General features: G+C 68.2%; 18 protein-coding genes and 1 tRNA gene. 9 read left to right on the top strand and 10 right to left on the bottom strand.

Translation table 11 applies throughout. From position 1 onward, the window contains the following. Positions 1-86 precede the first annotated feature (86 nt). The 3 genes from QY917_RS09810 to QY917_RS09800 form a co-directional block, all read right to left on the bottom strand. Positions 87-162, bottom strand: a tRNA-Lys gene (locus QY917_RS09810). An 84-nt stretch (positions 163-246) separates the two neighbouring features. Then, the gene (locus QY917_RS09805) at positions 247-1,224 is read right to left on the bottom strand and encodes a GMP reductase (RefSeq protein ID WP_015914016.1); all 978 of its coding nucleotides are present in this window, start codon (positions 1,222-1,224) and stop codon (positions 247-249) included. A gap of 191 nt (positions 1,225-1,415) precedes the next feature. Then, complete coding sequence (locus QY917_RS09800) at positions 1,416-2,132, bottom strand: hypothetical protein (RefSeq protein ID WP_123675860.1); 717 nt, start codon at positions 2,130-2,132, stop codon at positions 1,416-1,418. A gap of 55 nt (positions 2,133-2,187) precedes the next feature. Here QY917_RS09800 and QY917_RS09795 point away from each other — a divergent pair, with 55 nt between their 5' ends. The 4 genes from QY917_RS09795 (at position 2,188) to QY917_RS09780 (ending at position 8,561) form a co-directional block, all read left to right on the top strand. Then, the gene (locus tag QY917_RS09795; RefSeq protein WP_123675861.1) at positions 2,188-4,638 is read left to right on the top strand and encodes a UvrD-helicase domain-containing protein; all 2,451 of its coding nucleotides are present in this window, start codon (positions 2,188-2,190) and stop codon (positions 4,636-4,638) included. A 288-nt stretch (positions 4,639-4,926) separates the two neighbouring features. After that, positions 4,927-5,529: a hypothetical protein gene (locus tag QY917_RS09790; RefSeq protein WP_302076599.1), complete on the top strand. Its 603-nt coding sequence runs from the start codon at positions 4,927-4,929 to the stop codon at positions 5,527-5,529. A gap of 59 nt (positions 5,530-5,588) precedes the next feature. Next, positions 5,589-6,230: an OmpA family protein gene (locus tag QY917_RS09785; RefSeq protein WP_302076597.1), complete on the top strand. Its 642-nt coding sequence runs from the start codon at positions 5,589-5,591 to the stop codon at positions 6,228-6,230. 180 nt (positions 6,231-6,410) lie between these two features. Then, complete coding sequence (locus tag QY917_RS09780; protein WP_123675864.1) at positions 6,411-8,561, top strand: PhoX family phosphatase; 2,151 nt, start codon at positions 6,411-6,413, stop codon at positions 8,559-8,561. A 267-nt stretch (positions 8,562-8,828) separates the two neighbouring features. On the opposite strand, the gene QY917_RS09775 is transcribed toward QY917_RS09780, so the two are convergent. The 4 genes from QY917_RS09775 to QY917_RS09760 form a co-directional block, all read right to left on the bottom strand. Further along, positions 8,829-9,656, bottom strand: coding sequence for a BPSS1780 family membrane protein (locus QY917_RS09775; protein WP_123675865.1), 828 nt, complete (start codon positions 9,654-9,656; stop codon positions 8,829-8,831). Positions 9,657-9,806: 150 nt separating this feature from the next. Beyond that, entirely contained in the window at positions 9,807-10,757 is a 951-nt protein-coding gene (locus QY917_RS09770) for a homoserine kinase (protein ID WP_088886202.1), read from the bottom strand. Between the two features lie 91 nt (positions 10,758-10,848). Continuing rightward, positions 10,849-11,217 carry a hypothetical protein gene (locus QY917_RS09765; RefSeq protein WP_088886203.1) on the bottom strand — a complete coding sequence of 123 codons (369 nt, stop codon included), beginning with the start codon at positions 11,215-11,217 and terminating at the stop codon, positions 10,849-10,851. 36 nt (positions 11,218-11,253) lie between these two features. Continuing rightward, entirely contained in the window at positions 11,254-11,670 is a 417-nt protein-coding gene (locus QY917_RS09760; protein WP_088886204.1) for a hypothetical protein, read from the bottom strand. A gap of 142 nt (positions 11,671-11,812) precedes the next feature. On the opposite strand from QY917_RS09760, the gene polA reads away from it, so the two are divergent. The 3 genes from polA to QY917_RS09745 all read left to right on the top strand — a co-directional run bounded on the left by polA (position 11,813) and on the right by QY917_RS09745 (position 16,569). Then, positions 11,813-14,581 (top strand): DNA polymerase I, encoded by a 2,769-nt coding sequence (gene polA, locus QY917_RS09755; RefSeq protein WP_123675866.1) that lies wholly within the window; start codon positions 11,813-11,815, stop codon positions 14,579-14,581. Positions 14,582-14,730: 149 nt separating this feature from the next. Continuing rightward, on the top strand, positions 14,731-15,624 hold the full coding sequence (locus tag QY917_RS09750; RefSeq protein WP_123675867.1) for a dienelactone hydrolase family protein: 894 nt from the start codon (positions 14,731-14,733) through the stop codon (positions 15,622-15,624). Between the two features lie 114 nt (positions 15,625-15,738). Continuing rightward, entirely contained in the window at positions 15,739-16,569 is an 831-nt protein-coding gene (locus tag QY917_RS09745; protein WP_123675868.1) for a ZIP family metal transporter, read from the top strand. A gap of 154 nt (positions 16,570-16,723) precedes the next feature. On the opposite strand, the gene QY917_RS09740 is transcribed toward QY917_RS09745, so the two are convergent. Further along, positions 16,724-17,476 (bottom strand): LytTR family DNA-binding domain-containing protein, encoded by a 753-nt coding sequence (locus QY917_RS09740; RefSeq protein WP_015914004.1) that lies wholly within the window; start codon positions 17,474-17,476, stop codon positions 16,724-16,726. 46 nt (positions 17,477-17,522) lie between these two features. After that, positions 17,523-18,590, bottom strand: a complete 1,068-nt coding sequence (locus QY917_RS09735; RefSeq protein WP_123675869.1) for a sensor histidine kinase — start codon at positions 18,588-18,590, stop codon at positions 17,523-17,525. 49 nt (positions 18,591-18,639) lie between these two features. On the opposite strand from QY917_RS09735, the gene argH reads away from it, so the two are divergent. Continuing rightward, complete coding sequence (gene argH, locus QY917_RS09730; RefSeq protein WP_123675870.1) at positions 18,640-20,100, top strand: argininosuccinate lyase; 1,461 nt, start codon at positions 18,640-18,642, stop codon at positions 20,098-20,100. Positions 20,101-20,233: 133 nt separating this feature from the next. Then, positions 20,234-21,208, top strand: coding sequence for a Bug family tripartite tricarboxylate transporter substrate binding protein (locus QY917_RS09725; protein ID WP_123675871.1), 975 nt, complete (start codon positions 20,234-20,236; stop codon positions 21,206-21,208). A gap of 78 nt (positions 21,209-21,286) precedes the next feature. Here the strand turns inward: QY917_RS09725 and QY917_RS09720 are convergent, their stop codons facing one another. Continuing rightward, on the bottom strand, positions 21,287-23,395 hold the full coding sequence (locus QY917_RS09720; RefSeq protein WP_123675872.1) for a catalase: 2,109 nt from the start codon (positions 23,393-23,395) through the stop codon (positions 21,287-21,289). Between the last annotated feature and the right edge of the window lie 183 nt (positions 23,396-23,578).

The raw sequence follows: 23,578 nt of genomic DNA, 5'->3' as shown, positions 1-23,578 counted from the left end.
AAGGGGCGGGAGAGCCGGGCTGGCGTGGAGCCCAGATCGCCATGAAAAAAGCCGAATCCGCGGTGCGGATTCGGCTTGGCTGTCTTTGGTGGGCCCTGAGTGACTCGAACACTCGACCAACGGATTAAGAGTCCGCTGCTCTACCAACTGAGCTAAGAGCCCTCTCTTTTCAGAGGTGCCGCGTTGCAGCACAGCCATGGATTATGCACCATTTTTTTCGCCTCGCTGCGACATCGGCCGAAAAATTTACATCAACAGGTGCTCGCCGGCGTTGTCGCCGCCCAGGATCACGTAATTCACCTTGCGGATGTCCATGAGCTTTTTGCCGCCCGAATAGCTGATGGAGCTCTGGATGTCCTGTTCCATCTCGGTCAGGGTGTCCGCCAGCTTGCCCTTGATGGGCTCCAGGATGCGCTTGCCCTCGACGTGCTTGTACTCGCCCTTGTTGAAGTCGGATGCCGAGCCGTAGTACTCCTTGTACAGCTCGCCGTCCACTTCCACGGTCTTGCCGGGCGATTCTTCGTGGCCCGCGAACAGCGAGCCCACCATCACCATCGTGGCGCCAAAGCGCACGCTTTTGGCAATATCGCCGTGGCTGCGGATGCCGCCGTCGGCAATGATGGGCTTGGTGGCCACGCGCGCGCACCACTTCAGCGCCGACAACTGCCAGCCGCCCGTGCCGAAGCCGGTCTTGAGCTTGGTGATGCACACCTTGCCGGGGCCGATACCCACCTTGGTCGCGTCCGCGCCCCAGTTCTCCAGGTCGATCACGGCCTCGGGCGTGCCCACGTTGCCGGCGATCACAAAGGCCGCGGGGATCTTGGCCTTCAGGTACGTGATCATGTTCTTCACGCTGTCGGCGTGGCCGTGCGCGATGTCGATGGTGATGTACTCGGGGCAGATGCCCTCGGCCACAAAGCGGTCCACCGTGTCGTAGTCGGGTTGCTTCACCCCGAGCGAGATCGATGCGAAGCACCCTTGCGCATGCATGTCCTTGACGAATTGCACGTTGTCCAGGTCAAAGCGGTGCATGACGTAGAAGTAGCCGTTCTGCGCCAGCCAGGTGCAGATCTTCTCGTCGACCACCGTCTTCATGTTGGCGGGCACCACGGGCAGGCGAAAGCGGCGCCCGCCCAGCTCCACGCTGGTGTCGCACTCCGAGCGGCTTTCCACGCGGCACTTGCGCGGCAGCAGCAGGATGTTGTCGTAGTCGAAGATTTCCATGAGGTTCCAAGCTCCTGTAGAGGTCGCGCGCGAGGGATTTCGCGGGCGATGGGGCGCTTGGCTTGCTTTCCGGCTTTTGCGGGCCGCAGGCGTGATGGCCGGGCCGGTCCCTGCAGTGCGCAGGCACAAAAAAACCGGGCGCAAGAAACTTGGGCCCGGTGATTGATTCTACCCGCCGCGCTGCCTTTGCCTTAATGACCCGTGCCGCAGTAGGTGTGTGCGGCGCCTACCCAGTCGCCACCATCGCCCTGCACCCAGGCCGCCATGCGCAGGCGCTCGGGCTGCGCTCCGTGGGGTATGCGCATGGGGCGTATCTCCAGCCAGCCGCCCCGCTCCTGTGGGGGGCGCTGTCCCCGCGCGTCCCACACGCCCCGAAAGACATTGCGCACCAGGTGGCGCGTGACCGGGCTGCCCTCGGTGCCTGGGGGTATTTCCTCCAGCATGAGCAGCGTGACCTGAAGGCGGCGCGGAGTCTTGCCATGCGGGGGAATGAAGCGCAGATGCGCGCCCACGTAGTCCGCCACTGCGGGCCCGTGGGCCACGCGCAGCAGGGCGGTGGTGGGCAGCGTGGGCAGGCTGCTCACGAAGGTGTCGCTGCGCTGCGGCACCTCGCGTCCCAGTGACCGCAGACGTTCCAATGCATCGGGCGTGGCCGCGGCAGACAGCGGGGCATCTTCGCCATGCGTGCCGGGCACGATCCAGTCGAGCACCAGCGCATCCCGGCCAGCAGCCGCGACCGCCGGCGGCTCCGCCCAGCAGCTGGCGCAGTCGGCGTTGAGAAAGCGCTCCACCAGCACCGTGGGCTTGGGCTGGGCGTCGCTGGAGCAGGAGGCGCGCGGCTGCGCCATCGCCAGGGGCATGGCGAGACAGGCAAGCAGGGTGAGCAGTGGATAGCGCATGGGTGCCATGGTTCCACAAAGCCCGAGCGGCTGCATGCGCCGGTCGCGTTCCTACAATGGCGGAATGCTCCCACACGACCTGTTTTCCGGCGCGCCAGCGCCTTTTGGCACTGGCAATGGTGCCGGCGCTACCGGGGTTTCGTCCCAGGCGGTGCAGCCGCTGCTGCAAAACCTCAACCCCGAGCAACTGGCCGCCGTGACGCTGCCTGCCGGCCATGCGCTCATCCTGGCGGGCGCCGGCTCCGGCAAGACCCGGGTGCTCACCACGCGCATTGCCTGGCTGCTGCAGAACGGTCTGGCCACTCCGGGCGGCATCCTGGCCGTCACCTTCACCAACAAGGCGGCCAAGGAGATGCTGACGCGCCTCTCAGCCATGCTGCCCATCAATGTGCGGGGCATGTGGATCGGCACGTTCCACGGCCTGTGCAACCGCCTGCTGCGCGCGCACCACAAGCTGGCAGGCCTGCCGCAGGCCTTCCAGATCCTGGACACGCAGGACCAGCTCTCGGCCATCAAGCGGCTGTGCAAGCAGTTCAACGTGGACGAGGAGCGCTTCCCACCCAAGCAGCTGGCCTACTTCATCGCTGGCTGCAAGGAAGAGGGCATGCGCCCGCGCGACGTGCCGGCGCACGATGCCGACACGCGCAAGAAGGTGGAGCTGTACCAGCTGTACGAGGAGCAGTGCCAGCGCGAGGGCGTGGTGGACTTTGGCGAGCTGATGCTGCGCAGCTTTGAGCTGCTGCGCGACAACGACCCCGTGCGGGCGCATTACCAGCGGCGCTTTGCGCACATTTTGGTGGACGAGTTCCAGGACACCAACAAGCTGCAATACGCCTGGCTCAAGCAGATGGCGGGCGACGTGGTGGACGGACGCCTGCACACGCAGGGCAGCGTGCTGGCCGTGGGTGACGACGACCAGAGCATCTACGCCTTTCGCGGGGCGCGCGTGGGCAACATGCAGGACTTTGTGCGCGAGTTCGACGTGCAGCACCAGATCAAGCTGGAGCAGAACTACCGCAGCTACAGCAACATCCTGGACTCGGCCAACGCGCTGATCAGCCACAACAGCCGGCGCTTGGGAAAAAACCTGCGCACCACGCAGGGCCCGGGCGAGCCCGTGCGCATCTACGAGGCCAACAGCGATCTGGCTGAGGCGCAGTGGATGGTCGATGAGATCAAGCAGCTCGTGCGGGACGGCGAGATGCCGCGCAAGGAGATCGCTGTGCTCTACCGCAGCAATGCGCAGAGCCGGGTGATCGAATCGGCCCTGTTCAACGCCAGCGTGCCCTACCGCGTGTACGGCGGGTTGCGCTTTTTCGAGCGCGCCGAGATCAAGCATGCGCTGGCCTACCTGCGCCTGCTGGAGAACCCGCACGACGACACCAGCTTTCTGCGCGTGGTGAACTTCCCGCCGCGCGGCATTGGTGCGCGCACGCTGGAGGTGCTGCAGGATGCGGCGCGCAGCAGTGGCTGCTCGCTGCACGACGCGGTGAGTGCGGTGCCTGGCAAGGCCGGCACCAACCTGGGGGCCTTCGTGGCCCTGGTTCAAGTGCTGCGCGAGCAGACGCAGGGCCAGAACCTGCGCGGCATCATCGGCCAGGTGCTGGAATCCAGCGGCCTGCTGGAGCATTACCGCCACGAAAAGGAAGGCGCGGACCGGCTGGAGAACCTGGACGAGCTCATCAACGCGGCCGAGAGCTTCGTCACCCAGGAGGGCTTTGGCCGCGATGCGGTCGCGCTGCCGCTGGACGAGCACGGCAATGCCCTCACGCAAAGCCCGGCCAGCCAGGGGCTGGACCCCGACGCGCCGATGCTGAATGCCCCTGGCAACGTGGATGCCGACACCGGCGAAACGCTGTCGCCGCTGGCGGCCTTCCTGACCCACGCCGCATTGGAGGCGGGGGACAACCAGGCCCAGGCGGGGCAGGATGCGGTGCAGCTCATGACCGTGCATGCCAGCAAGGGGTTGGAGTTCGACTGCGTGTTCATCGGCGGCATGGAGGAAGGGCTGTTCCCGCATGAGAACTCCATGAGCGACCGCGACGGCCTGGAGGAAGAACGCCGCCTGATGTACGTGGCCATCACCCGCGCGCGCAAGCGTCTGTACCTGAGCCATTCGCAGACGCGCATGCTGCACGGGCAGACGCGCTACAACGTCAAGAGCCGCTTCTTTGATGAGCTACCCGAGGAGGCGCTCAAATGGATCACACCGCGCCAGGCAGGGTTTGGATCTTTTGCTCCTGATTCAGGAGCTGCTAGCGCTTACCAGTCGGGCGCTAGAGGTCAATTTGGCTTCAAGACCGAAGTGTTCGCCAGTCCCCCCGTACCCCCGGTCAAGGCGGCGCCGGGCCATGGCCTGCGCGTGGGGCTGGCGGTGTTCCACACCAAGTTCGGCGAGGGCAAGGTGCTGGCCATCGAGGGCGCGGACGCCGACGCGCGGGCGCAGGTGCACTTTCCGCGCCACGGCACCAAGTGGCTGGCGCTGTCGGTGGCCAAGCTCACCATCGTCGAATAAGTGCTCGCCCAGAGACCGCGGCCTTCTGTCTTGCTTATTCAAAAGTAACTTGAAATTTCCCCGACATCGGGAGGCAGCGCGGGCTTCACGCCCAGGGAATGCCGCGTGGGGCTTGAGACGTATGGGGCCAGCGCATGTCCCTCATCGATTTTTCGGGATAACTTTTGATTACAGGAAACCCCGCTGGCACGCATTGCCGCGAATAAATTGCTCCTTGGGAATGAACGCCGCCAGCGCCCCTGTGATGCGCGTTCACTGTCAAGCACCACGCAAGGAGTAGAGATGGGGATGGAACACAGAGGAACCCTGGGTTGGATGGCGGTGGCCATGGCGGCGGTGTGGCTCGCGGGCTGCAAGGATCCGGCGGGCACGGCGGCGGTGCAGGCCTCCACACCGACTCCGGCCACGGTTCCACCCTCCGCCACGGCTGCGGCGCCGGCGGCGACAGCCACGGCGGCGCCTGCCGCAGCAGCGGTGGTTGCGGCTCCCCCTGGTGCTGCTCCGGCCACGCCACGCACCTTGCCGCTGGGCGTGCAAGGCGTGGCACCGGCGGGGGTGACGGTACGCGTCAAGAGCGTGCAGATCGGGGGGGACGCCACGGTGCTGGATGTGAGCATCTCCTTTGCCAACCGCATCACCGACTCCACCATGCTGGCGCTGGCCGATACCTACCTGCAGGACGAAAGCGGCGCGCGCCTGCACGTCAAGCGGCCGGACCACAACCGGGACATCACCATCCGCGAAGGCCAGACCCTGGATGGGCAACTGGTTTTCCTGGGCCGCGTGCTGCCCACCGCGCGCACGCTCAAGCTGGTCTTCAATGACGGCAACGATGGCGACAACATCGTGGCGCCGGGGCTGTCCATGGACCTGCCGCTGCAGGCGGGCTGATGGCGGTGCGGTGTTCGCCAGCCTGGCGGGCTGTCCTGTGGGCCGCGTGCTGCGCCGCCGTGGCCTCTGCGGCGCAGACATTGGAAGTGCGGCGCAGCAGCCAGTCGCTCGCGGCGACGCCCACCCATTTGCAACCAGCGGACGCTGCCCCGCTGACCCAATTGCAGCCGCACGTGACGCACGGCGGCCTGGTGCCGCGCGAGACCGAAACCCGGCTGCAGGCGGCGGCAGGGCCGGCCACGCTGCTGCGCGCGGCCGAGGTGCCGCCGCAGCGGCTGGAGCAGACCCGCGCGCTGCTGGTGGAACTGCAGGCCCAGCCCACGCCCGAGCAGGCCATCTCCATCGACCTGCCTGCCGATGTGTTGTTTGACTTTGACAAGGCCGAGTTGCGGGCCGATGCCGCGCGCTCGCTTGACAAGGCGGCCGAGCTGCTCAAGAGCTACCCCCAGGCGCCCATCGACGTGGTGGGACACACAGACGGCAAGGGGGGCGATGCCTACAACGACGCCTTGTCGCAGCGCCGCGCCGCCGCCGTCGCCGCCGCGCTGCAGTCGCGCACGGGGCGGCCGATCGCCACGCGCGGCATGGGCAAACGCCAGCCTGTCGCGCCCAATACCACGCCGGATGGGCGGGACGATCCCGATGGGCGCCAGCGCAACCGGCGCGTGCAGATCGTGATCGGGGCATTGCCGGTGCGGTAGGGGATGGGACGCGGGCCCGCGCGTCGCTCAGGCGCTGTGGGTCTATGTGGCCTCGCGTGTGCACGGAAGGCCCGGCGTGCGAAGCAATGTCTTGAAGATGTCATGTACACGTCATGCGGGCGCAACAGACGTACTCCAGGATCGCGGGACCTTGATTGCCACTACCGAGTCCAACGACCCATGAACACCACGATCGTTTCCGAGTACGACGACAATGAAATCGTCAACCATTCGTCCAACCAGCACATCGACAGCGTCCTGGCCGCGCGCCTGAGCCGTCGCAGCGCCCTCAAGGGCGGTGTCGGCGCCACCACTGCGGCTCTGCTGGGCGGCGTGAGCCTGAGTGCCTGCGGCGGCGGCAGCGACGATGACGAAACTCCCGCACCCGAGCCGATCCGCCTCAACTTCAATGCCGTCGCCAAGAGCAACGCCGACCTGGTAACGGTACCCGAGGGTTACCAGGTCAGCATCCTGCACGCCCTGGGCGACCCGATCCACTATGGCGACGAGTCCTGGAAGGACGATGGCTCCGAGACGGCCGAGTCCTATGACCGCCGCATCGGCGACGGCCACGACGGCATGTACTACTTCGGCATGTCCGACGACGGTAAGTTCGACCCCAGCCGCTCCGACCGCGGCCTGCTGTGCGTGAACCATGAGTATGTGGTTGCGCCTTATGGTCTGCATCCCACGGGCCGCATCACGGTGGACGGCAAGCGCCCGGCCGAGCAGGTGGACAAGGAAATCCGCGCCCACGGTGCCAGCGTGGTGGAAGTCAAGCGCAAGAGCGGCAGCAACGAGATGGAAATGGTGCGCGGCTCCAAATACAACCGCCGCATCACCTCGGCCACGCCGATGGACTTTGGCGGCCCCGCCGCCGGCAACGCCAAGCTGTTCAACAAGCTCTCGCCGGACGGCAAGCAGGCCTTCGGGATGAACAACAACTGTGCCAACGGCTATACGCCCTGGGGCACCTACCTGACGTGCGAGGAGAACTTCCTGAACGTCATCGGCCGTGCTGCTGGCGACGACGCCCAACGCTCCGCCACCGAAATCGTGGCCCTGAAGCGCTATGGCTTGCCCGAGAACCGCAAGAGCCCTTACCTGTGGGACACCGCCGAGGGCGAGCAGTACCAGCGCTGGAACAGCAAGGTGAGCGCCGCCAGCGCCGCTGAGGACTATCGCAACATCTTCAACACCTTCGGCTGGGTGGTGGAGATCGACCCCTTCCGCCCCGACAGCAAGCCCGTCAAGCGCACGGCACTGGGCCGCTTCAACCATGAAGGGGCATGGCCGGCGCCCGCCAAGGCCGGCGAGCCGATCGTCATCTACTCTGGCGACGATGCGCGCAACGAGTACGTGTTCAAGTTCGTGTCCGATGCCAAGTGGGACCCCAAGGACATCAACGGCGGCGTGGCCGCCGGTGCCAAGTACCTGGACAAGGGCACCCTGTACGCCGCCAAGTTCAACAACGATGGCAGCGGCGAGTGGCTGGAGCTGACGTTCGGCAAGAACGGCATCGACGCCACCAACGCGCTGTACCCGTTCGCCGACCAGGCCGACGTGCTCATGCACTGCCGCCTGGCGGCCGACGCCCGCGGCGCGACCAAGATGGACCGTCCCGAGTGGGGTGGCGTGAACCCGTTGAACAACGAGGTGTACATGACCATGACCAACAACTCGCAGCGCACGGCCGCCACGCTGAACGCCGCCAACCCGCGCGTGGGCAACACCAATGGCCACATCATCCGCTGGAAGGAAGAGGGCGGCCAGGCGGGTACCAAGTTCCAGTGGGACGTGTACCTGTTCGGCGCGCGCAGCGACAACAAGCAGAGCGAGAACCTGTCGGGCCTGACCGCCGTGAACGATTTCTCCAGCCCCGACGGCCTGCATTTCGACCAGCGCAGCGCCAATGCCGGCGGCCTGCTGTGGATCCAGACCGACGACGGTTCCTACACCGATGTGACCAACTGCATGATGCTGGCCGCCATTCCCGGCAAGGTCGGCGATGGCGGCAAGGTCACCACCAAGGAGGGCCAGGCCACGATCATGGGCTCTAAGCCCACCGAGGCCACGGTGCGCCGCTTCCTGGTCGGCCCGTTCGACTGCGAGATCACGGGCGTGGTGGTCACGCCCGACGGCAAGACGCTGTTCTTCAACGTGCAGCACCCGGGCGAGGACGCTGAGAAGGCCAACTTCGCCACCAGCACCTTCACCAGCTACTGGCCCGGCAACCAGCCTGGGATCACCAGCAGCCACAAGGGCCTCAAGCGTCCGCGCTCGGCCACCGTGGTGGTGACGCGCAAGGACGGCGGCACGATCGGTATCTAACCGGCTTGCACGGGAGCTGTCTCTCGCCTTGCGCGCAGGACGGCTCCGCGGCACTTCCAACCCGCCTCTGGCGGGTTTTTTCTTGCCTGTTCAGGGCGAGGGTGCGGGTGGAACCTTATTCGCTGAGGAGCAGTGCACCCCAAGCGCACTGTTTGGCTCGGGGCACGCCCGGGTGCGCCGAAGCGCGCGGGGACTCGGCCCGCTCCGTCGGAATATCTGGAAGCACGGGAACGGGCGGAGCGCCCCGACGACTCCGCTGGCGCAGCTTTATGAATCCTGCTCGGGTGGCGCCGCAGCGGGCGAGTCGCCGTGGTCGTGGTGGGGCGCGTCGAAGCTGTCGCGGAACGTGAACACCACCGACGAGAAGAACATGGCGGCCAGCATCATCGCCGTCGCCACCATGATGCCGCCGGCCATGCCGGCGCCCAGGCCGATGGCGCTCAGCATCGTGACCAGCAGGCTGATGACCACGCCTGCGCCGAGGAACACGCCCATCCACGACAGCCCATACACCGTGAAGGCCCCGAAGTTGCGCAGGCAGGCGACGATGCTGAAAAACAGCGCCTTCACGGGCGGCACGTTGTGCCAGTGCACCAGGCCAGGAGCGTGCCAGAACAGCAGCGACAGCGGCACGTACAGCAGCAGCGACAGCCACATGGCCGCCTGGAAGCTGCCCGACTCGGCCATCTCGCGCGTCAGCGGCTCGCCGCCCAGGTACACGCGAGCGAACTGCCCGCCGTCCACCAGGGCCGACAGCCCCATCAGGCCGAGGAAGCCCACGGCGTAGAGCGCGCCCAGGGTCAGCATGTGGTTCAGCCGCTGCTTGCCGGTGCGAAACGCCACCAGCAGCAGTGCGGGCGTGGGCACGCGGTCCTGGCTGGCCTCGGCCGCGGCCACCATCATGGCCAGCGTGGCCGAGGGCAGCAGGCCCAGTGCCACGGCGGGGCCGATCAGCGGCAGCATGGTGGCCAGCGACATCGCCGCCATGGTCATGAAAAACAGCGCGGCCAGCGCCATGGGCTGGCGCCAGAACACGCGAATGCCCAGGCGTACCCATTCCAGGCCCGCGCGCGCGGGGACGATGTGCAGTTTCATGGATTGGAAATCGAAGGTGGAGCGCCGCGGCAGCGGTGCGGGCGCATGGGGGAATTTACCCCAGTTGCCGCTGCACAGGCCGCAGCGGTGGATGAAACCAACGGTTATGTGTGGAGTGGCTGTTGCGGGGCGCGCGGCGCACCATGGTGGCTACAGAGTCACCGGATGGGCCGCGCGCTGGCGTAGCACGCGCTCAAAATGTGTGGGGTCGTGGGGCTTGAGCATGGCGGCCTCGCGCGGCAGGTAGAAGTCCCACAGGCGCGAGATCCAGAAGCGCAGCGCCCCGGCGCGCAGCATGGCGGGCAGCAGGGCGCGTTCATGCGCGGTGAGCGGGCGCACGGCCTGGTAGGCGTCGATCATGGCCTGGGCGCGCGGTGCGGCGTGCGCGCCGGTGGGCAGGTCGATGCACCAGTCGTTCAGGCACACGGCCAGGTCGAAGAGGAAGGTGTCCACGCCCGCGAAATAGAAGTCGAAGAGGCCCGTGAGTTCCTCGCCTTCGAACATCACGTTGTCGCGGAACAGATCGGCATGGATGGGGCCGCGCGGCAGCGCTGCGTAGGCGCTGGAGGCCGCCACATGGTTCTGGTAGGCCAGTTCGGACTGCAGCAGCGCCGCCGGCTCGGCGCCGATGTGCGGCAGTACCACCGGCACGGTCTCGTTCCACCAGGGCAGGCCGCGCAGGTTGGGCTGCTGGCGTTCATAGCCGCTTGCGGCCAGGTGCATGCGCGCCAGCATGGTGCCCACGGCCGCGCAGTGCGCTTCCTGGGGGCTGAGCTGGCTTTTGCCGCGCAGCTTGGTGGCCAGCGCAGCGGGCTTGCCGCACACCTGGTGCAGGATCTCGCCATGCTTGTCGGCCTGCGGGTCCGGCACGGGGATGCCCGCGTGCGCCAGATGCTTCATCAGGTGCAGGTAGAACGGCAGCTGCTCTGCGGTGAGGCGCTCGAACAGCGTGAGTACGTACTCGCCCTGCTCGCAGGTGACGAAGTAGTTGGTGTTCTCGATGCCGCCCTCGATGCCGCGCAGCTCAAGCAGCTTGCCCAGCTGCAGCCGGCGCAGCAATTCGCGCGCCTCTTTGGTGGAGACTTCGGTGAAAACGGCCATCGGTCAGTACGTCAGTGCACTCGGCGTGCTGAAAAAAGCGGGGGAAGGAGCGGGCGATACGGGCCGCCCAGGAATGCCGCGTTGGCTGCGGTCAGAAATTGCGCAAGTTCCACACGCGCGGTGCGGTCACGGTGTCCGACTCGTTGAAGTTGCCGGGGCGTGCGCGGGCTCCGTCGTTGGAGCGCACTTCATACGCGGGCAGCGGCGTGCCGGTCTTGGGTTGCACGGTGATGCTCTGCGTCTGCCCGCCCACGCGCAACTCTTGCACGCGGCTGCCGGCGTCCTCCACCACGATGTGCTCTACGCGCTGGTTGTGGCGCCCTTCAGTCTGCTGCTCTCTTTCCAATAGCTGGCCGCGCCCGTCCGTACTGGGCTGAATGGCATTTTGGCTTGCATTCTGAGCCAGGGCGGGAGCACTGGCCAGGGCCAGCAGCAGGAAGGTGGAGTGGAGAGCGCGCATGGCGCGATTGTAGGCGCCGTGCGCCGGCGTGCGCGCTCAGCGCTGCGGCGGGCAGGTGCTGGCGCTGCAGGCCTGCGTGTACTTGCCGATGAAGGTGCGGAAGTTCTTGCCGAGCTTGCCCATCTCCTCGCACACGTCGCCGCGCGCATCGAAGGCAAAGCCCTGCGTGCCAGCGGCGTTGAACAGCTCCACGCGCGTGAGGCCCAGGCGCGCGAACTGCGCAGGGTCGTGCCACTGCTGCGCGCAGATGTTGTGGAAGACGAAGGTGTTGTACACCAGCTCGGTGACCTCGGGCTTGTTCATCTGCGCGCGCAGCACGCCGCCGTCAAACTGTGCGGCACTGATGCCGTGCAGCGACTTCTGCATCGAAGGCGGCACGTTCTTGAAGTCCGGGTTGGCCCACGCCAGGGTGGTGGTGGCGCAGGCGACGAGTGCGAGCAGGTGGTGTTTCATGGGGCAGCCTTGGGGAGAGGGGAGGGCGCGGCGCACCGCCGGGCCATGGCGACGGATTGTGCCGCTTTCCACTGCACCTGCCCGCGTGCGGGGTGCTGATTGCGATGGCGGCCACGGCCGATGAGCGTGGGAGAATTCGCCGATGACACGCCCCAAGACCCTGGTGCTGGTGGATGGCTCCAGCTACCTGTACCGCGCATTCCATGCCATGCCCGACCTGCGCGCCGTGCCGGGCGATCCCGCCAGCGCACCCACGGGGGCCATCCGCGGCATGATCAACATGCTGCAGGCGCTCAAGAAAGAAGTCCCGGCCGACTACGCCGCCTGCGTTTTCGATGCCAGCGGCCCCACTTTTCGCGATGCGCTGTACCCCGAGTACAAGCAGCACCGCGCGCCCATGCCCGATGACCTGCGTGCGCAGATCGAGCCCATCCACGAGGTGGTGCGGCTGCTGGGCTGGCCGGTGCTGTGTATCCCCGGCGTGGAGGCCGACGACGTGATCGGCACGCTGGCTGCTACCGCGGCCGGCCAGGGCATGCAGGTGGTGATCTCCAGCGGCGACAAGGACCTGAGCCAGCTGGTGAACGAACACATCACCATCATCGACACCATGAACGGCAAGAAGCGGGACGTGGCCGGCGTGACCGCCGAGTTCGGCGTGCCCCCGACGCTTATGGTGGACTACCAGGCCCTGGTGGGCGATGCCGTGGACAACGTGCCCGGCGTGCCCAAGGTCGGCCCCAAGACCGCCGCCAAATGGCTCACGGAATACGGTTCGCTGGATGCGCTGCTGGCCAACGCGGGCGCCATCAAGGGCGTGGCCGGCGAGAACCTGCGCGGGGCGCTGGACTGGCTGCCCACCGCGCGCACGCTGGTCACCATCAAGACCGACTGCGACCTGGCGGGCCACCTCGATGGTCTGCCTGCTATCGATGCGATAGCTGTTGGCGCTGAGCAGGCGGACGCGTTGCGCGATTTTTATCAAAAGTATGGCTTCAAGAGCCTGGCACGCGCGCTGCCGTCCTCTGTGGCGGCGGACGCTGGCGCCAGCGGAGACCTCTTCGCCACGCCCGACGCCAGCGCCGTCGCCGTGCAGGCGCAACAGCGCGAGGTGGTCTACGACACCATCCTCACGTGGGAGCAGCTCGACGGCTGGCTCGCGCGCCTGAAGGCCGCGCCGCTGGCGGCGCTGGACACCGAGACCACGTCGCTGGACGAGTTGCGGGCCGAGATCGTGGGCGTGTCCTTCAGCGTTGAGCCCGGAGCCGCCGCTTACATCCCGCTGGCGCACAACGGCCCTGACGCGCCGCCGCAGCTGCCGTTGGCCGAGGTGCTGGAGCGCCTGCGCCCCTGGCTGGAAGACCCGGCCTGCCCCAAGCTGGGCCAGCACGTGAAGTACGACCGGCATGTGTTCGCCAACCACGGCATCCAGGTGCGCGGCTATGCGCACGACACCATGCTGCAAAGCTACGTGCTGGAAGTGCACAAGCCCCATGGCCTGACCAGCCTGGCCGAGCGCCACACGGGCCGCACCGGCATCAGCTACGAAGACCTGTGCGGCAAGGGGGCCAAGCAGATCCCGTTTGCACAGGTCCCGGTGGACAAGGCTGCGGCCTACTCGTGCGAGGACTCCGACCAGACGCTGGATGTGCACCGCGTGCTATGGCCCCAGCTGCAGGCCGACGACAAGCTGCGCGGCATCTACGAGCTGGAGATGGCCTGCAGCGAGACCTTGTTTCGCATCGAGCGCAATGGCGTGCTGATCGACGCGGGCAAGCTGGCCTCCCAGAGCCACGCGCTGGGCCAGCGCATCCTGCAGCTGGAGCAGGAGGCGTACGCCATCGCCGGCCAGCCCTTCAACCTGGGCTCGCCCAAGCAATTGGGTGAAATCTTCTTCGACAAGCTGGGCATGCCCGTGGTGAAGAAGACCGCCACCGGCGCGCGCAGCACCGACGAAGAGGTGCTGGAGAAGCTGGCCGAGGACTACCCCCTGCCCGCCAAACTGCTGGAACACCGCAGCCTGTGCAAGCTCAAGGGCACCTACACCGACAAACTCAGCACGCTGGCGGACCCGCGCACCGGCCGCGTCCACACCCACTACGCGCAGGCCGTGGCCGTCACCGGGCGGCTGTCCAGCAACGAGCCCAACCTGCAGAACATCCCCATCCGCACGCCGGAGGGCCGGCGCGTGCGCGAGGCCTTCGTGGCACCCGCGGGCCGCGTGATTGCCAGTGCTGACTACAGCCAGATCGAGCTGCGCATCATGGCGCACATCAGCGGCGACGAGGCGCTGCTGCACGCCTTCCGCGAGGGCCTGGACGTGCACCGCGCCACGGCGGCCGAGGTGTTCGGCGTGGCGCTGGACCAGGTCAGCAGCGAGCAGCGCCGCTACGCCAAGGTCATCAACTTCGGCCTGATCTACGGCATGAGCAGTTTCGGCCTGGCCAAGAACCTGGGCATCGAGACCAAGGCGGCGGCGGCCTACATCGACCGCTACTTCCAGCGCTACCCCGGCGTGAAGCAGTACATGGAAGAGACCAAGGCCCAGGCCAAGGCGCGCGGCTACGTGGAGACCGTGTTCGGCCGGCGCCTGTACCTGCCGGAGATCAACTCGCCCAACGGCCCGCGCCGCGGCGCGGCCGAGCGCACCGCCATCAACGCGCCCATGCAGGGCACGGCGGCCGACCTCATCAAGAAGGCCATGGTGGCCGTGCAGGGCGAGCTGGACGCGCGCAAGCCCGAGGTGCTCATGATCATGCAGGTGCACGACGAACTGGTTTTCGAGCTGCCCGAGGGCGAGGTGGACTGGCTGCGCCGTGAGATCCCGCGCCTGATGGCCGGCGTGGCCGCGCTGCAGGTACCGCTGCTGGCCGAAGTGGGCGTGGGGCCCGACTGGGACAAGGCGCACTGATAGCGCTTGTAGCCCGGTGGCACGGTGGCGCGGGCGGGTCGCATGCGCAAAACGGCCATTGCCGCTACATTGGCACGCCATGCCTCCTGGCCAGCGCCGGGGGGCGTCCGTCCCCCAACCCTTGCCACCCTTTGCCAGGAGCCTCCGTCATGCACAGCGATCTCCAGAACGACTTCGATGCACTCGTCCCCGGCCGTAGCACGGCAGCGGCCGCCAGCCGCCGCACCGCGCTGGGCGTCATGCTGGGGGCTGGCTATGCCGCCGCGGCCGCGCCGGTGATGGCGCAGACGGCGGTCTCCACCCCGGCCGACGGGCTCACGGCGGGGGAGGTGCACTTTGCGGTGAACGGCTTTGACGTGCGCGCCTACCGCGCGGCGCCGCAGGGCAAGACGGGGCTGCCCGTGGTGCTGGTGATTTCAGAGATCTTCGGCGTGCACGAGTACATTGCCGACGTTTGCCGCCGCCTGGCGCACCAGGGCTACCTTGCCGTTGCCCCCGACCTGTTCGCGCGCCAGGGCGACCCGCGCGCCTACAGTGAAGTCGCCAAGCTCATGAGCGAGCTGGTGTCCAAGGTGCCCGATGCCCAGGTCATGGCCGACCTGGACGGCGCCGTGCAATGGGCCGGAGCCCATGGCGGTGACCTCCAGCGCGTGGGCATCACCGGCTTTTGCTGGGGCGGCCGCATCACCTGGCTCTACGCCGCGCATGGCCCGGTGAAGGCCGGGGTGGCCTGGTATGGCCGTCTGGTGGGGCAGGCCAGCGCCCTGAATCCCAAGCACCCCGTGGACCTGGCGCCCATCCTCAAGGCACCCGTGCTGGGTCTGTATGGCGAAAAAGATGCCGGCATACCTCTTGACACGATTGATAAGATGAAAAGCGCCCTGTCAGAAGGGTCTGCCGCAGCGAAAGCCTCGCGGTTCGTGGTCTACCCGGACGCGCCGCATGCCTTCCATGCCGACTACCGCCCGAGCTTTCGCAAGGAAGCCGCGCAGGACGGCTGGAAGCGCACGCTGGCCTGGTTCAAGCAGCACGGCGTGGCGTGAGCCGCGGCAGCCAGCACGCACACAAGCCCTTCGGGGCTTTTTTTGATGGCGCGGCGAGAGTTTGGTTTTGAATGAAATTGGCATCTAAGCCAATAAGAGAAAGCGCAAGCAGCTATGACATTGATAGCGATCATCCTGGCCACGTTGGCCGCGGGCATTGGCAGTGTGTGGGTGGCGGCGGCGCTGCTGCGCCTGGGCATGCGCACGCGCCAGCGCGTGGGGCCGCAGCACCTGCTGAGCCTGGCCGCGGGCGCGCTGCTGGCCACCGCCTTCATGCATCTGCTGCCCGAGGCGTTCGAGAGCCAGGCCAGTGCGCACGACCTGTTTGCCACGCTGCTGCTGGGGCTGGTGTTCTTCTTCCTGCTGGACAAGGCCGAGCTGTGGCACCACGGCCATGAGCACAGCCCGTCCGAGCGGCACATCCATGGCCAGGGCCACCACGACCACCACCCTGACCACGCGCACGACCACCACCATGGCCCGGGCCAGCACGGGCATGGCGGCTGGGCGTTGCTGACCGGCGACAGCGTGCACTGCTTTGGCGACGGCGTGTTGATCGCCTCGGCCTTCATGGCGGACATGCGGCTGGGCGTGGTGGCCGCGCTGTCGGTGCTGGCGCACGAGGTGCCGCACCACATCGGCGACCTGGTGGTGCTGCGCCACAGCACCCGCCACCGCAACGCGGCGCTGCTCAAGGTCTCGCTGGCGGGCGCGCTGACGGCGCTGGGCGGCCTGGTGGGCTACTACCTGGTGGGGCTGTGGGACGGCGGGCTGCCGTATTTCCTGGCCATCGCCTCCAGCAGCTTCGTGTACGTGGCACTGGCCGACCTGATTCCGCAGCTGCAAAAACGCCTCTCGGCCGCGCAGACGCTGGCGCAGATCGCCTGGCTGGCGGCCGGCATCGCGGTGGTGACCTTTGTGAGCGGGCTGGCGCACGCGCATTGAGCACGGCGGGGCGTTCGCCGGTGTGCGCGCCGCGCATGCCTGCCCGGGGAGGACCGCGGCGCCAGTCCAAGGGCCGGCGGCCGCGCAGAGGGTGCAGGCGTTTAGAGGGTGCGGGCGTGTGGGCGCCTGGAACGCCGTGAACGCCGCAGCCGTATCAACCCGTGGCCAGCGCCTCGCGCACCCCGGCCACCTGGCGGCGCGAGACCGGCAGGGGCTCGGTGAGTCCGTGCAGGCGCACGGCCCAGCCTTCGCCCTCCTCGGCGTCGTAATAGCGCTCCAGCGCGCGCATGGCGCGGCGTGCCACCAGCGTGCTGCGGTGCACGCGCAGAAAGTGGCCCGCGTGGCGCGCCTCCAGGTCGGACAGCGCGCTGTCGATGACGAAGCTGCGCGTGAGGGTGCGCACCGTCACGTATTTCTGCTCGGCGCGCAGGAACAGCACGTCGTCCAGCGGCACGCGCTCGGTGCGCCCGCGCTCCTGGATCAGCAGCACCTCGCAGCTGGGCGCCGGCAGCGGCGAGCGCGTGGGAGCGGCGCTGGGGGCGGCGGCGCGCTGCGCCTTGGCCAGTGCCTGCTGCAGGCGCTGCAGGCGCACGGGCTTGGTCAGGTAGTCCACGGCATCCAGTTCGAAGGCCGACAGCGCATGGTCCGCGTGGGCGGTCACGAACACGATGGCCGGCGGGTGCGGCAGGCGCTGGATGTGGTGCGCCAGTCCCAGGCCGTCCTGGCCGGGCATGTGGATGTCCAGCAGTACCACGTCCACCGCGCGGCCGCCGCTGGCCTCGAGCTGTGCCAGCGCGTCCGCGGCGTGCGCGGCCTCCGTCACGCTGTGGCGGGGGTCGCAGTCGGCCAGCAGCGTGCGCAGGCGGCTGCGGGCCAGGAGTTCGTCGTCCACGATCAGGATGTGCATGGGGCGTCGACTGTAGTGGATGTGGCGTGCCGCGTGGCCCGGGGATTCAGGGTGCGGGCAGCGAGATGCGCACCTGGTACAGGCCGCCCTGTACGCCGGCGCTGAAGTCGCAGTCCACGTCGTGCAGCAGGCGCAGGCGGTCGCGCACGTTCGCCTGTGCGATGCCGTGGCCGCGTGGCGCGTCCTCGGCCGTGGGGCGATCGGTGGGCAGGGTGTTGGTGATGGTCAGCACCACGCGGCCGCCGCGCCGCTCGGTGGCGATGCGCAGCTTGCCCCCGCGCGCGCTGGGCTCCACGCCGTGCTTGACCGCGTTTTCCACCAGCGGCTGCAGCAAGAGCGGCGGCAGGCGCGCGGCGTTGGCGCGCGCATCCAGCACCCATTGCACGCGCATGCGTTCGCCAAAGCGCACCTGCTCGATGTCCAGGTAGCGGCGCGCCAGCACGATCTCTTCCTCCAGTGTGGCGGACTCGCCCTGCTCCACCAGGGCGTGGCGGAACAGGTCGCTCAGGTCTTCCAGCAGCGCCTCGGCCTTGGCGGGTTCGTCGCGCACCAGGGCAATGGCGCTGTTGAGCGTGTTGAACAGGAAGTGTGGGCGGATGCGCGCCTGCAACTCGGTCAGGCGCGCGGTGGTGGCGGCGGGCGTGCGCGCGCGGGCGCGCATTTTCAGCGCGGTGACCAGCAGCGCCGCCAGCAGCGCGCCGCTGGCGGCGCTGGCCAGCCACGGCGGCGGGGCGCCCGCGGGGCCGCTGGCCAGGGCCAGCATGGCGCAGGCCAGCAGGCCGGCCAGTGCGCCCAGCAGCACGCCGGCGGCGTACTGCAGCGGCTCCTGAAGGCGCTGCAGCGCCGTCTTGAGGCTGCAGGCCGTGATCAGCCAGGCGAGGGTGGCCGGCAGCGCGCCGCCCGTGAGCAACGCCAGGCGCGCCAGCCATTCGGCCAGGCTGCCCGCGCCGAACAAGGCGCCCACGCCCAGCACCAGTTCCACGAACAGCACGGCGCGCAGCACCACGCCCACCTGGCAGGCGTCGAACACCAGCGCGCGGCCGCGTACCGCACTGCGCGGTGCGGCTTCGGGCAGGGCGGCGGGGCGGGTCGATAAAATTTGCGTCTCTTGCATTGCGGCATCCGGGCGTTCCGGGTGTCGAAACCCCCGGATTATTGCCCCCATGTCCTCTTCTTCCGCCTCGCAACCGTCCCACGACCAGCTCGCCACCAAGGCCCAGGCCTGGTCGGCCTTGTTCTCCGAGCCCATGAGCGATCTGGTCAAGCGCTATACGTCGAGCGTGTTCTTCGACAAGCGCCTGTGGCAGGCCGACATCGCGGGCAGCCTGGCCCATGCCGAGATGCTGGCCGCGCAAGGCATCATCAGCGCGCAGGACCACGCCGACATTCAGAAGGGCATGGCCCAGATCACGCAGGAGATCGCGTCCGGCGCGTTCGAGTGGAAGCTGGACCTGGAGGACGTGCACCTGAACATCGAGGCGCGCCTGACCCAGCTGGTGGGCGACGCCGGCAAGCGCCTGCACACCGGCCGCAGCCGCAACGACCAGGTGGCCACCGACGTGCGCCTGTGGCTGCGCGGCGAGATCGACCTGATCGAGGGCCTGCTGAGCGAGCTGCAGCTGTCGCTGGTCGAGGTGGCCGAGCAGAACGTCGAGGTGATCCTGCCCGGCTTCACCCACCTGCAGGTGGCGCAGCCCGTGAGCTTTGCGCACCACCTGCTGGCTTACGTGGAGATGTTTGCACGCGATGCCGAGCGCATGCGCGACGTGCGCCGCCGGGTGAACGTGCTGCCGCTGGGCTCCGCCGCGCTGGCCGGCACCACCTACCCGCTGGACCGCGAGCGCGTGGCCAAGACGCTGGGCATGGAGGGCGTGTGCCAGAACAGCCTGGACGGCGTGAGCGACCGCGACTTCGCCATCGAGTTCACGGCCGCCGCCAGCCTGTGCATGGTGCACGTGAGCCGCCTGTCCGAAGAACTCATCATCTGGATGAGCCAGAACTTCGGCTTCATCCGCATCGCCGACCGCTTCACCACCGGCTCGTCGATCATGCCGCAGAAGAAGAACCCCGACGTGCCGGAGCTGGCGCGCGGCAAGACCGGCCGCGTGGTGGGCCACCTGATGGGCCTGATCACGCTGATGAAGGGCCAGCCCCTGGCCTACAACAAGGACAACCAGGAAGACAAGGAGCCGCTGTTCGACACGGTGGACACGCTGAAGGACACGCTGCGCATCTTCGCCGAAATGATCGGCGGCCAGATGAACCCCGCCACCGGCTGCAAGGACGGCGGCATCACCGTGAACGCCGAGGCCATGCGCGCCGCGGCGCTCAAGGGCTACGCCACGGCGACCGACCTGGCCGACTACCTCGTCAAGAAGGGCCTGCCGTTCCGCGACGCGCACGAGACCGTGGCCCACGCGGTGAAGGCCGCCGTGTCGCACAGCGTGGACCTGTCGGAGCTGCCGCTGGCCGTGCTGCAGGGCTTTCACCCGGCGATCGAGAAGGACGTGTTCGATGCTCTGAGCCTGCAGGGCTCGCTGAACGCGCGCAACACCCTGGGCGGCACCGCGCCCGCGCAGGTGCGCACGCAGTTGGCGCGCCACCGTGCACGGCTGTCTGCCTGATTGCTCATCAAAAATAGGAGCTGGCAGCGCTTGATGTAGGCGGTTTTCAGTATGTTTTGATGCTGAAACGCTTTACTGGCAGGCGCGAGCAGCTCCTGAATTTGTATCGACCTGCTGCCCCAGGAGAGCCACCATGAACCTGCACCGCCGCCACCTGCTGGCCCGCGCCCTTGCCGCCAGCGTGCTGCCGGCGTTGCCCGCCTGGGCCGACGGCACCAAGCCGGTGCGCATCCTGGTGGGCTTTCCGCCCGGAGGCGGCTCGGATGCCATCGCCCGCCTGCTGGCCGACAAGCTCAAGGACGTGCTGGGCGTCCCCGTGGTGGTGGACAACCGACCCGGCGCGGGCGGGCAGATCGCGGCGCAGGTGCTCAAGGCCGCGCCGGCCGACGGGACCACGCTGTTCCTCACGCACGACCACACCATCTCCATCCTGCCGCTGGTGGTGAAGAACCCCGGCTTCGACCCGGTGAGCGACTTCGTGCCGGTGGCGGGCTTTGCCACCTTCGTGAACGCGTTTGCCGTTTCGGGTGGCACGCCCGCGCGTTCGTTCAACGAGTATGTGCAGTGGCTCCAGGCCGCGCGGGGTGGCCAGGGCGCGGTGGGCGTGCCGGCGCCGGCGTCCACGCCGGAGTTTCTGGTCAAGCTGCTGGGCCGCAAGTACCGGCTGGACCTGGTGGCCGCGCCCTACCGCGGCAGCGCGCCCATGATCGGCGACATGCTGGGCAACCAGATCGCGGCGGGCGTGGGATCGGTGCAGGACTTCATCGAGCACCACCGCGGCGGCAAGCTGCGCGTGGTGGGCGTGCTGGGCACGCAGCGCCAGGCCGCGCTGCCCGATGTGCCCACGTTCGACGAACTGGGCCTCAAGGGCTTCGAGGACCTGCCGTACTACGGCATCTACGCGCCGGCCGGCACGCCCGGCGCTTTCATCGCGCAGTTCTCCGCCGCACTGGCGCAGGTGCTGGCGCAGCCCGCGGTGCATGAGCAGCTCACCACCCTGGGCCTCACCGTGGGCCACATGGCGCCCGGGCAACTGGCCGCGCGCCAGAAGGCCTACACCGCAGCCTGGGCGCGCATCATCCGCAACAGCGGCTTCACGGCGCAGTAGGCGTGCAGTAGCCGCGCGGTAGGGGCGCGGTAGGGGCGCACCCCGGCCGCTGCCCCGCAGGCCAGCGCAGGCCCGCGTTCACGCCAGCGTGCGCACCTGCGGCTCGCGCGCCCACTGGCGCGTCTGCGCGGCGGCGATGAAGCCCTGCGCGTCGGCCGGGTCCACCACGCCCGCGTCGGGTTCGATGCCGCCGGCCTGCAGGATGGCCTGCGTGCCCTTGCAGGCAGCGATGGCCTTGAGGTGGCCGAAGGCGTCGCGGAACCAGTCCACCGCCACGGCCTCGCGCGCCAGCTGCGCGCCCATCTCCGGCGACAGCACCGAGGCCACCGCGTCGAACACCGCCGAGGGCGTGCCTGCCAGCTGCCCGTCGGCAGGCAACTGCGTGCCGTCCTTGAGCAGCGCGCCACCCACCTTGGGCGCGACGATCTTCACCTGCGCGCCCGCCTTCTCCAGCGCCTTGCGCAGGTTGGCCACGGTGGTGCCGTTGGAGCCGTCGGCCACCAGAATGCCCACGCAGCGGCCCTGCAGCGTGGGCTTCATGCGGTCGATGATCCGCAGGGCGGGCGAGGGCGGCAGGTCCTGCACCGGCACGGCCAGCGGGGGGGCGGGCGGCAGCTGCGGCAGCGCCAGGCCATCGGCCACGCGCTGGGCCAACTCCGTATCGATGTGCAGCAGATGGCCCACCACGCCTTCGCGCACATGCAGCGTCTGTACCTTGGACAGCTCGAACACCAGCGCCGACGCCAGGTGCGCCTGCTCCAGCGGGCTCTGGCTGCGGTAGAACATGCGCGCCTGGCTGTAGTGGTCGGCAAAGCTCTCGGGGCGGATGCGCCCCTTGCCGCTGCCTTCGTCGGTCTGCGCCACGTGCCGAAAACCCGCCGCCTGCGATGCGCGGGGCGAGTCGGCCTGCAGGCTGCTGGGCTCGTAGTTCACGCGGCCCTGCGGCACGAGCATCTGCATGTGGCCGTCGCGCTGGTTGTGGGCGAAGGGGCACTTGGGCGCGTTGATGGGGATCTGCACGAAGTTGGGGCCGCCCAGGCGCAGCAGTTGCGTGTCCAGGTAGCTGAACAGGCGCCCCTGCAGCAGCGGGTCGTTGCTGAAGTCGATGCCCGGCGGCAGGTTGGCCGGGCAGAAGGCGACCTGCTCGGTCTCGGCGAAGAAGTTGTCGGGCCAGCGGTTGAGCACCATGCGCCCGATGGGCCGCAGCGGCACCAGCTCTTCGGGGATGAGCTTGGTCGGGTCCAGGTGGTCGAAGGGGAACGTGCCGGCCTCTTCCTCGGTGAACAGCTGCACGGACAGCTCCCACTCGGGGTAGTCGCCCGCCTCGATGGCCTCGAACAGGTCGCGGCGGTGGAAGTCGTTGTCCGCCGCCTGCAGCTTCATCGCCTCGTCCCACACGGTGGACTGAATGCCCAGCTTGGGCCGCCAGTGGAACTTGACGAAGGTGCTTTCGCCCGCGGCATTCACCAGCCGGAAGCTGTGCACGCCAAAGCCCTCGATCATGCGCAGGCTGCGCGGAATGGTGCGGTCGCTCATGATCCACATCACCATGTGCATGGATTCGGGCATGAGCGAGATGAAGTCCCAGAACGTGTCGTGCGCGCTGGCGGCCTGCGGGAAGGCGCGGTCGGGCTCCATCTTCACGGCGTGCACGAGGTCGGGGAACTTCATCGCGTCCTGGATGAAGAACACCGGGACGTTGTTGCCCACCAGGTCCCAGTTGCCCTCGGGCGTGTAGAACTTCACGGCAAAGCCCCGCACGTCGCGCGGCGTGTCCACCGATCCGGCGCCACCGGCCACCGTGGAAAAGCGCGTGAACACGGGCGTGCGCGTGCCGACTTCGGTCAGTACCCGTGCCGTGGTGTAGTCCGCGAGGGAGTGCGTGAGCTCGAAGAAACCGTGCGCTGCGGAGCCGCGCGCGTGCACCACGCGCTCGGGAATGCGCTCGTGGTCGAAGTGGGTGATCTTCTCGCGCAGGATGAAGTCTTCCAGCAGCGCCGGCCCGTGCGGCGAGGGGCGCAGGGTGTTCTGGTTGTCGGGCACGGCAATGCCCTGCTGAGTGGTCAGCACCGGGTGTTGGCCGGCGGCCTGCTGCTGCAGTTCTCCGGCATGGCCGCGGTAGCTGTCCGCATGGGCCGCGGCCTGGCGGGCGGGTAGGGGTTGCTTGGTGGCGGGGGTTCGTGGCATGGACGCTCCTTGGGCGAAATGGCGGTGGGTGTTGCACGGGGGCCGCGCTGCGGCGAGCCGCCATGTTTCGCGCGGTTTTGCGGCGCCTGGGTAGGACTTGCGCCCCTTTGCGCGTCGTCATGCGCCACCGCACGGGACGGGGTCTGCCCAGGCTGTAAGCGCATGCAACAGCCGCGTGGCGCA

Origin of the sequence: Diaphorobacter sp. C33, assembly GCF_030503915.1 — a bacterium.
Lineage (GTDB): Bacteria > Pseudomonadota > Gammaproteobacteria > Burkholderiales > Burkholderiaceae_C > Diaphorobacter > Diaphorobacter nitroreducens.
This window is presented reverse-complemented; position numbering and strand designations above follow the sequence as displayed.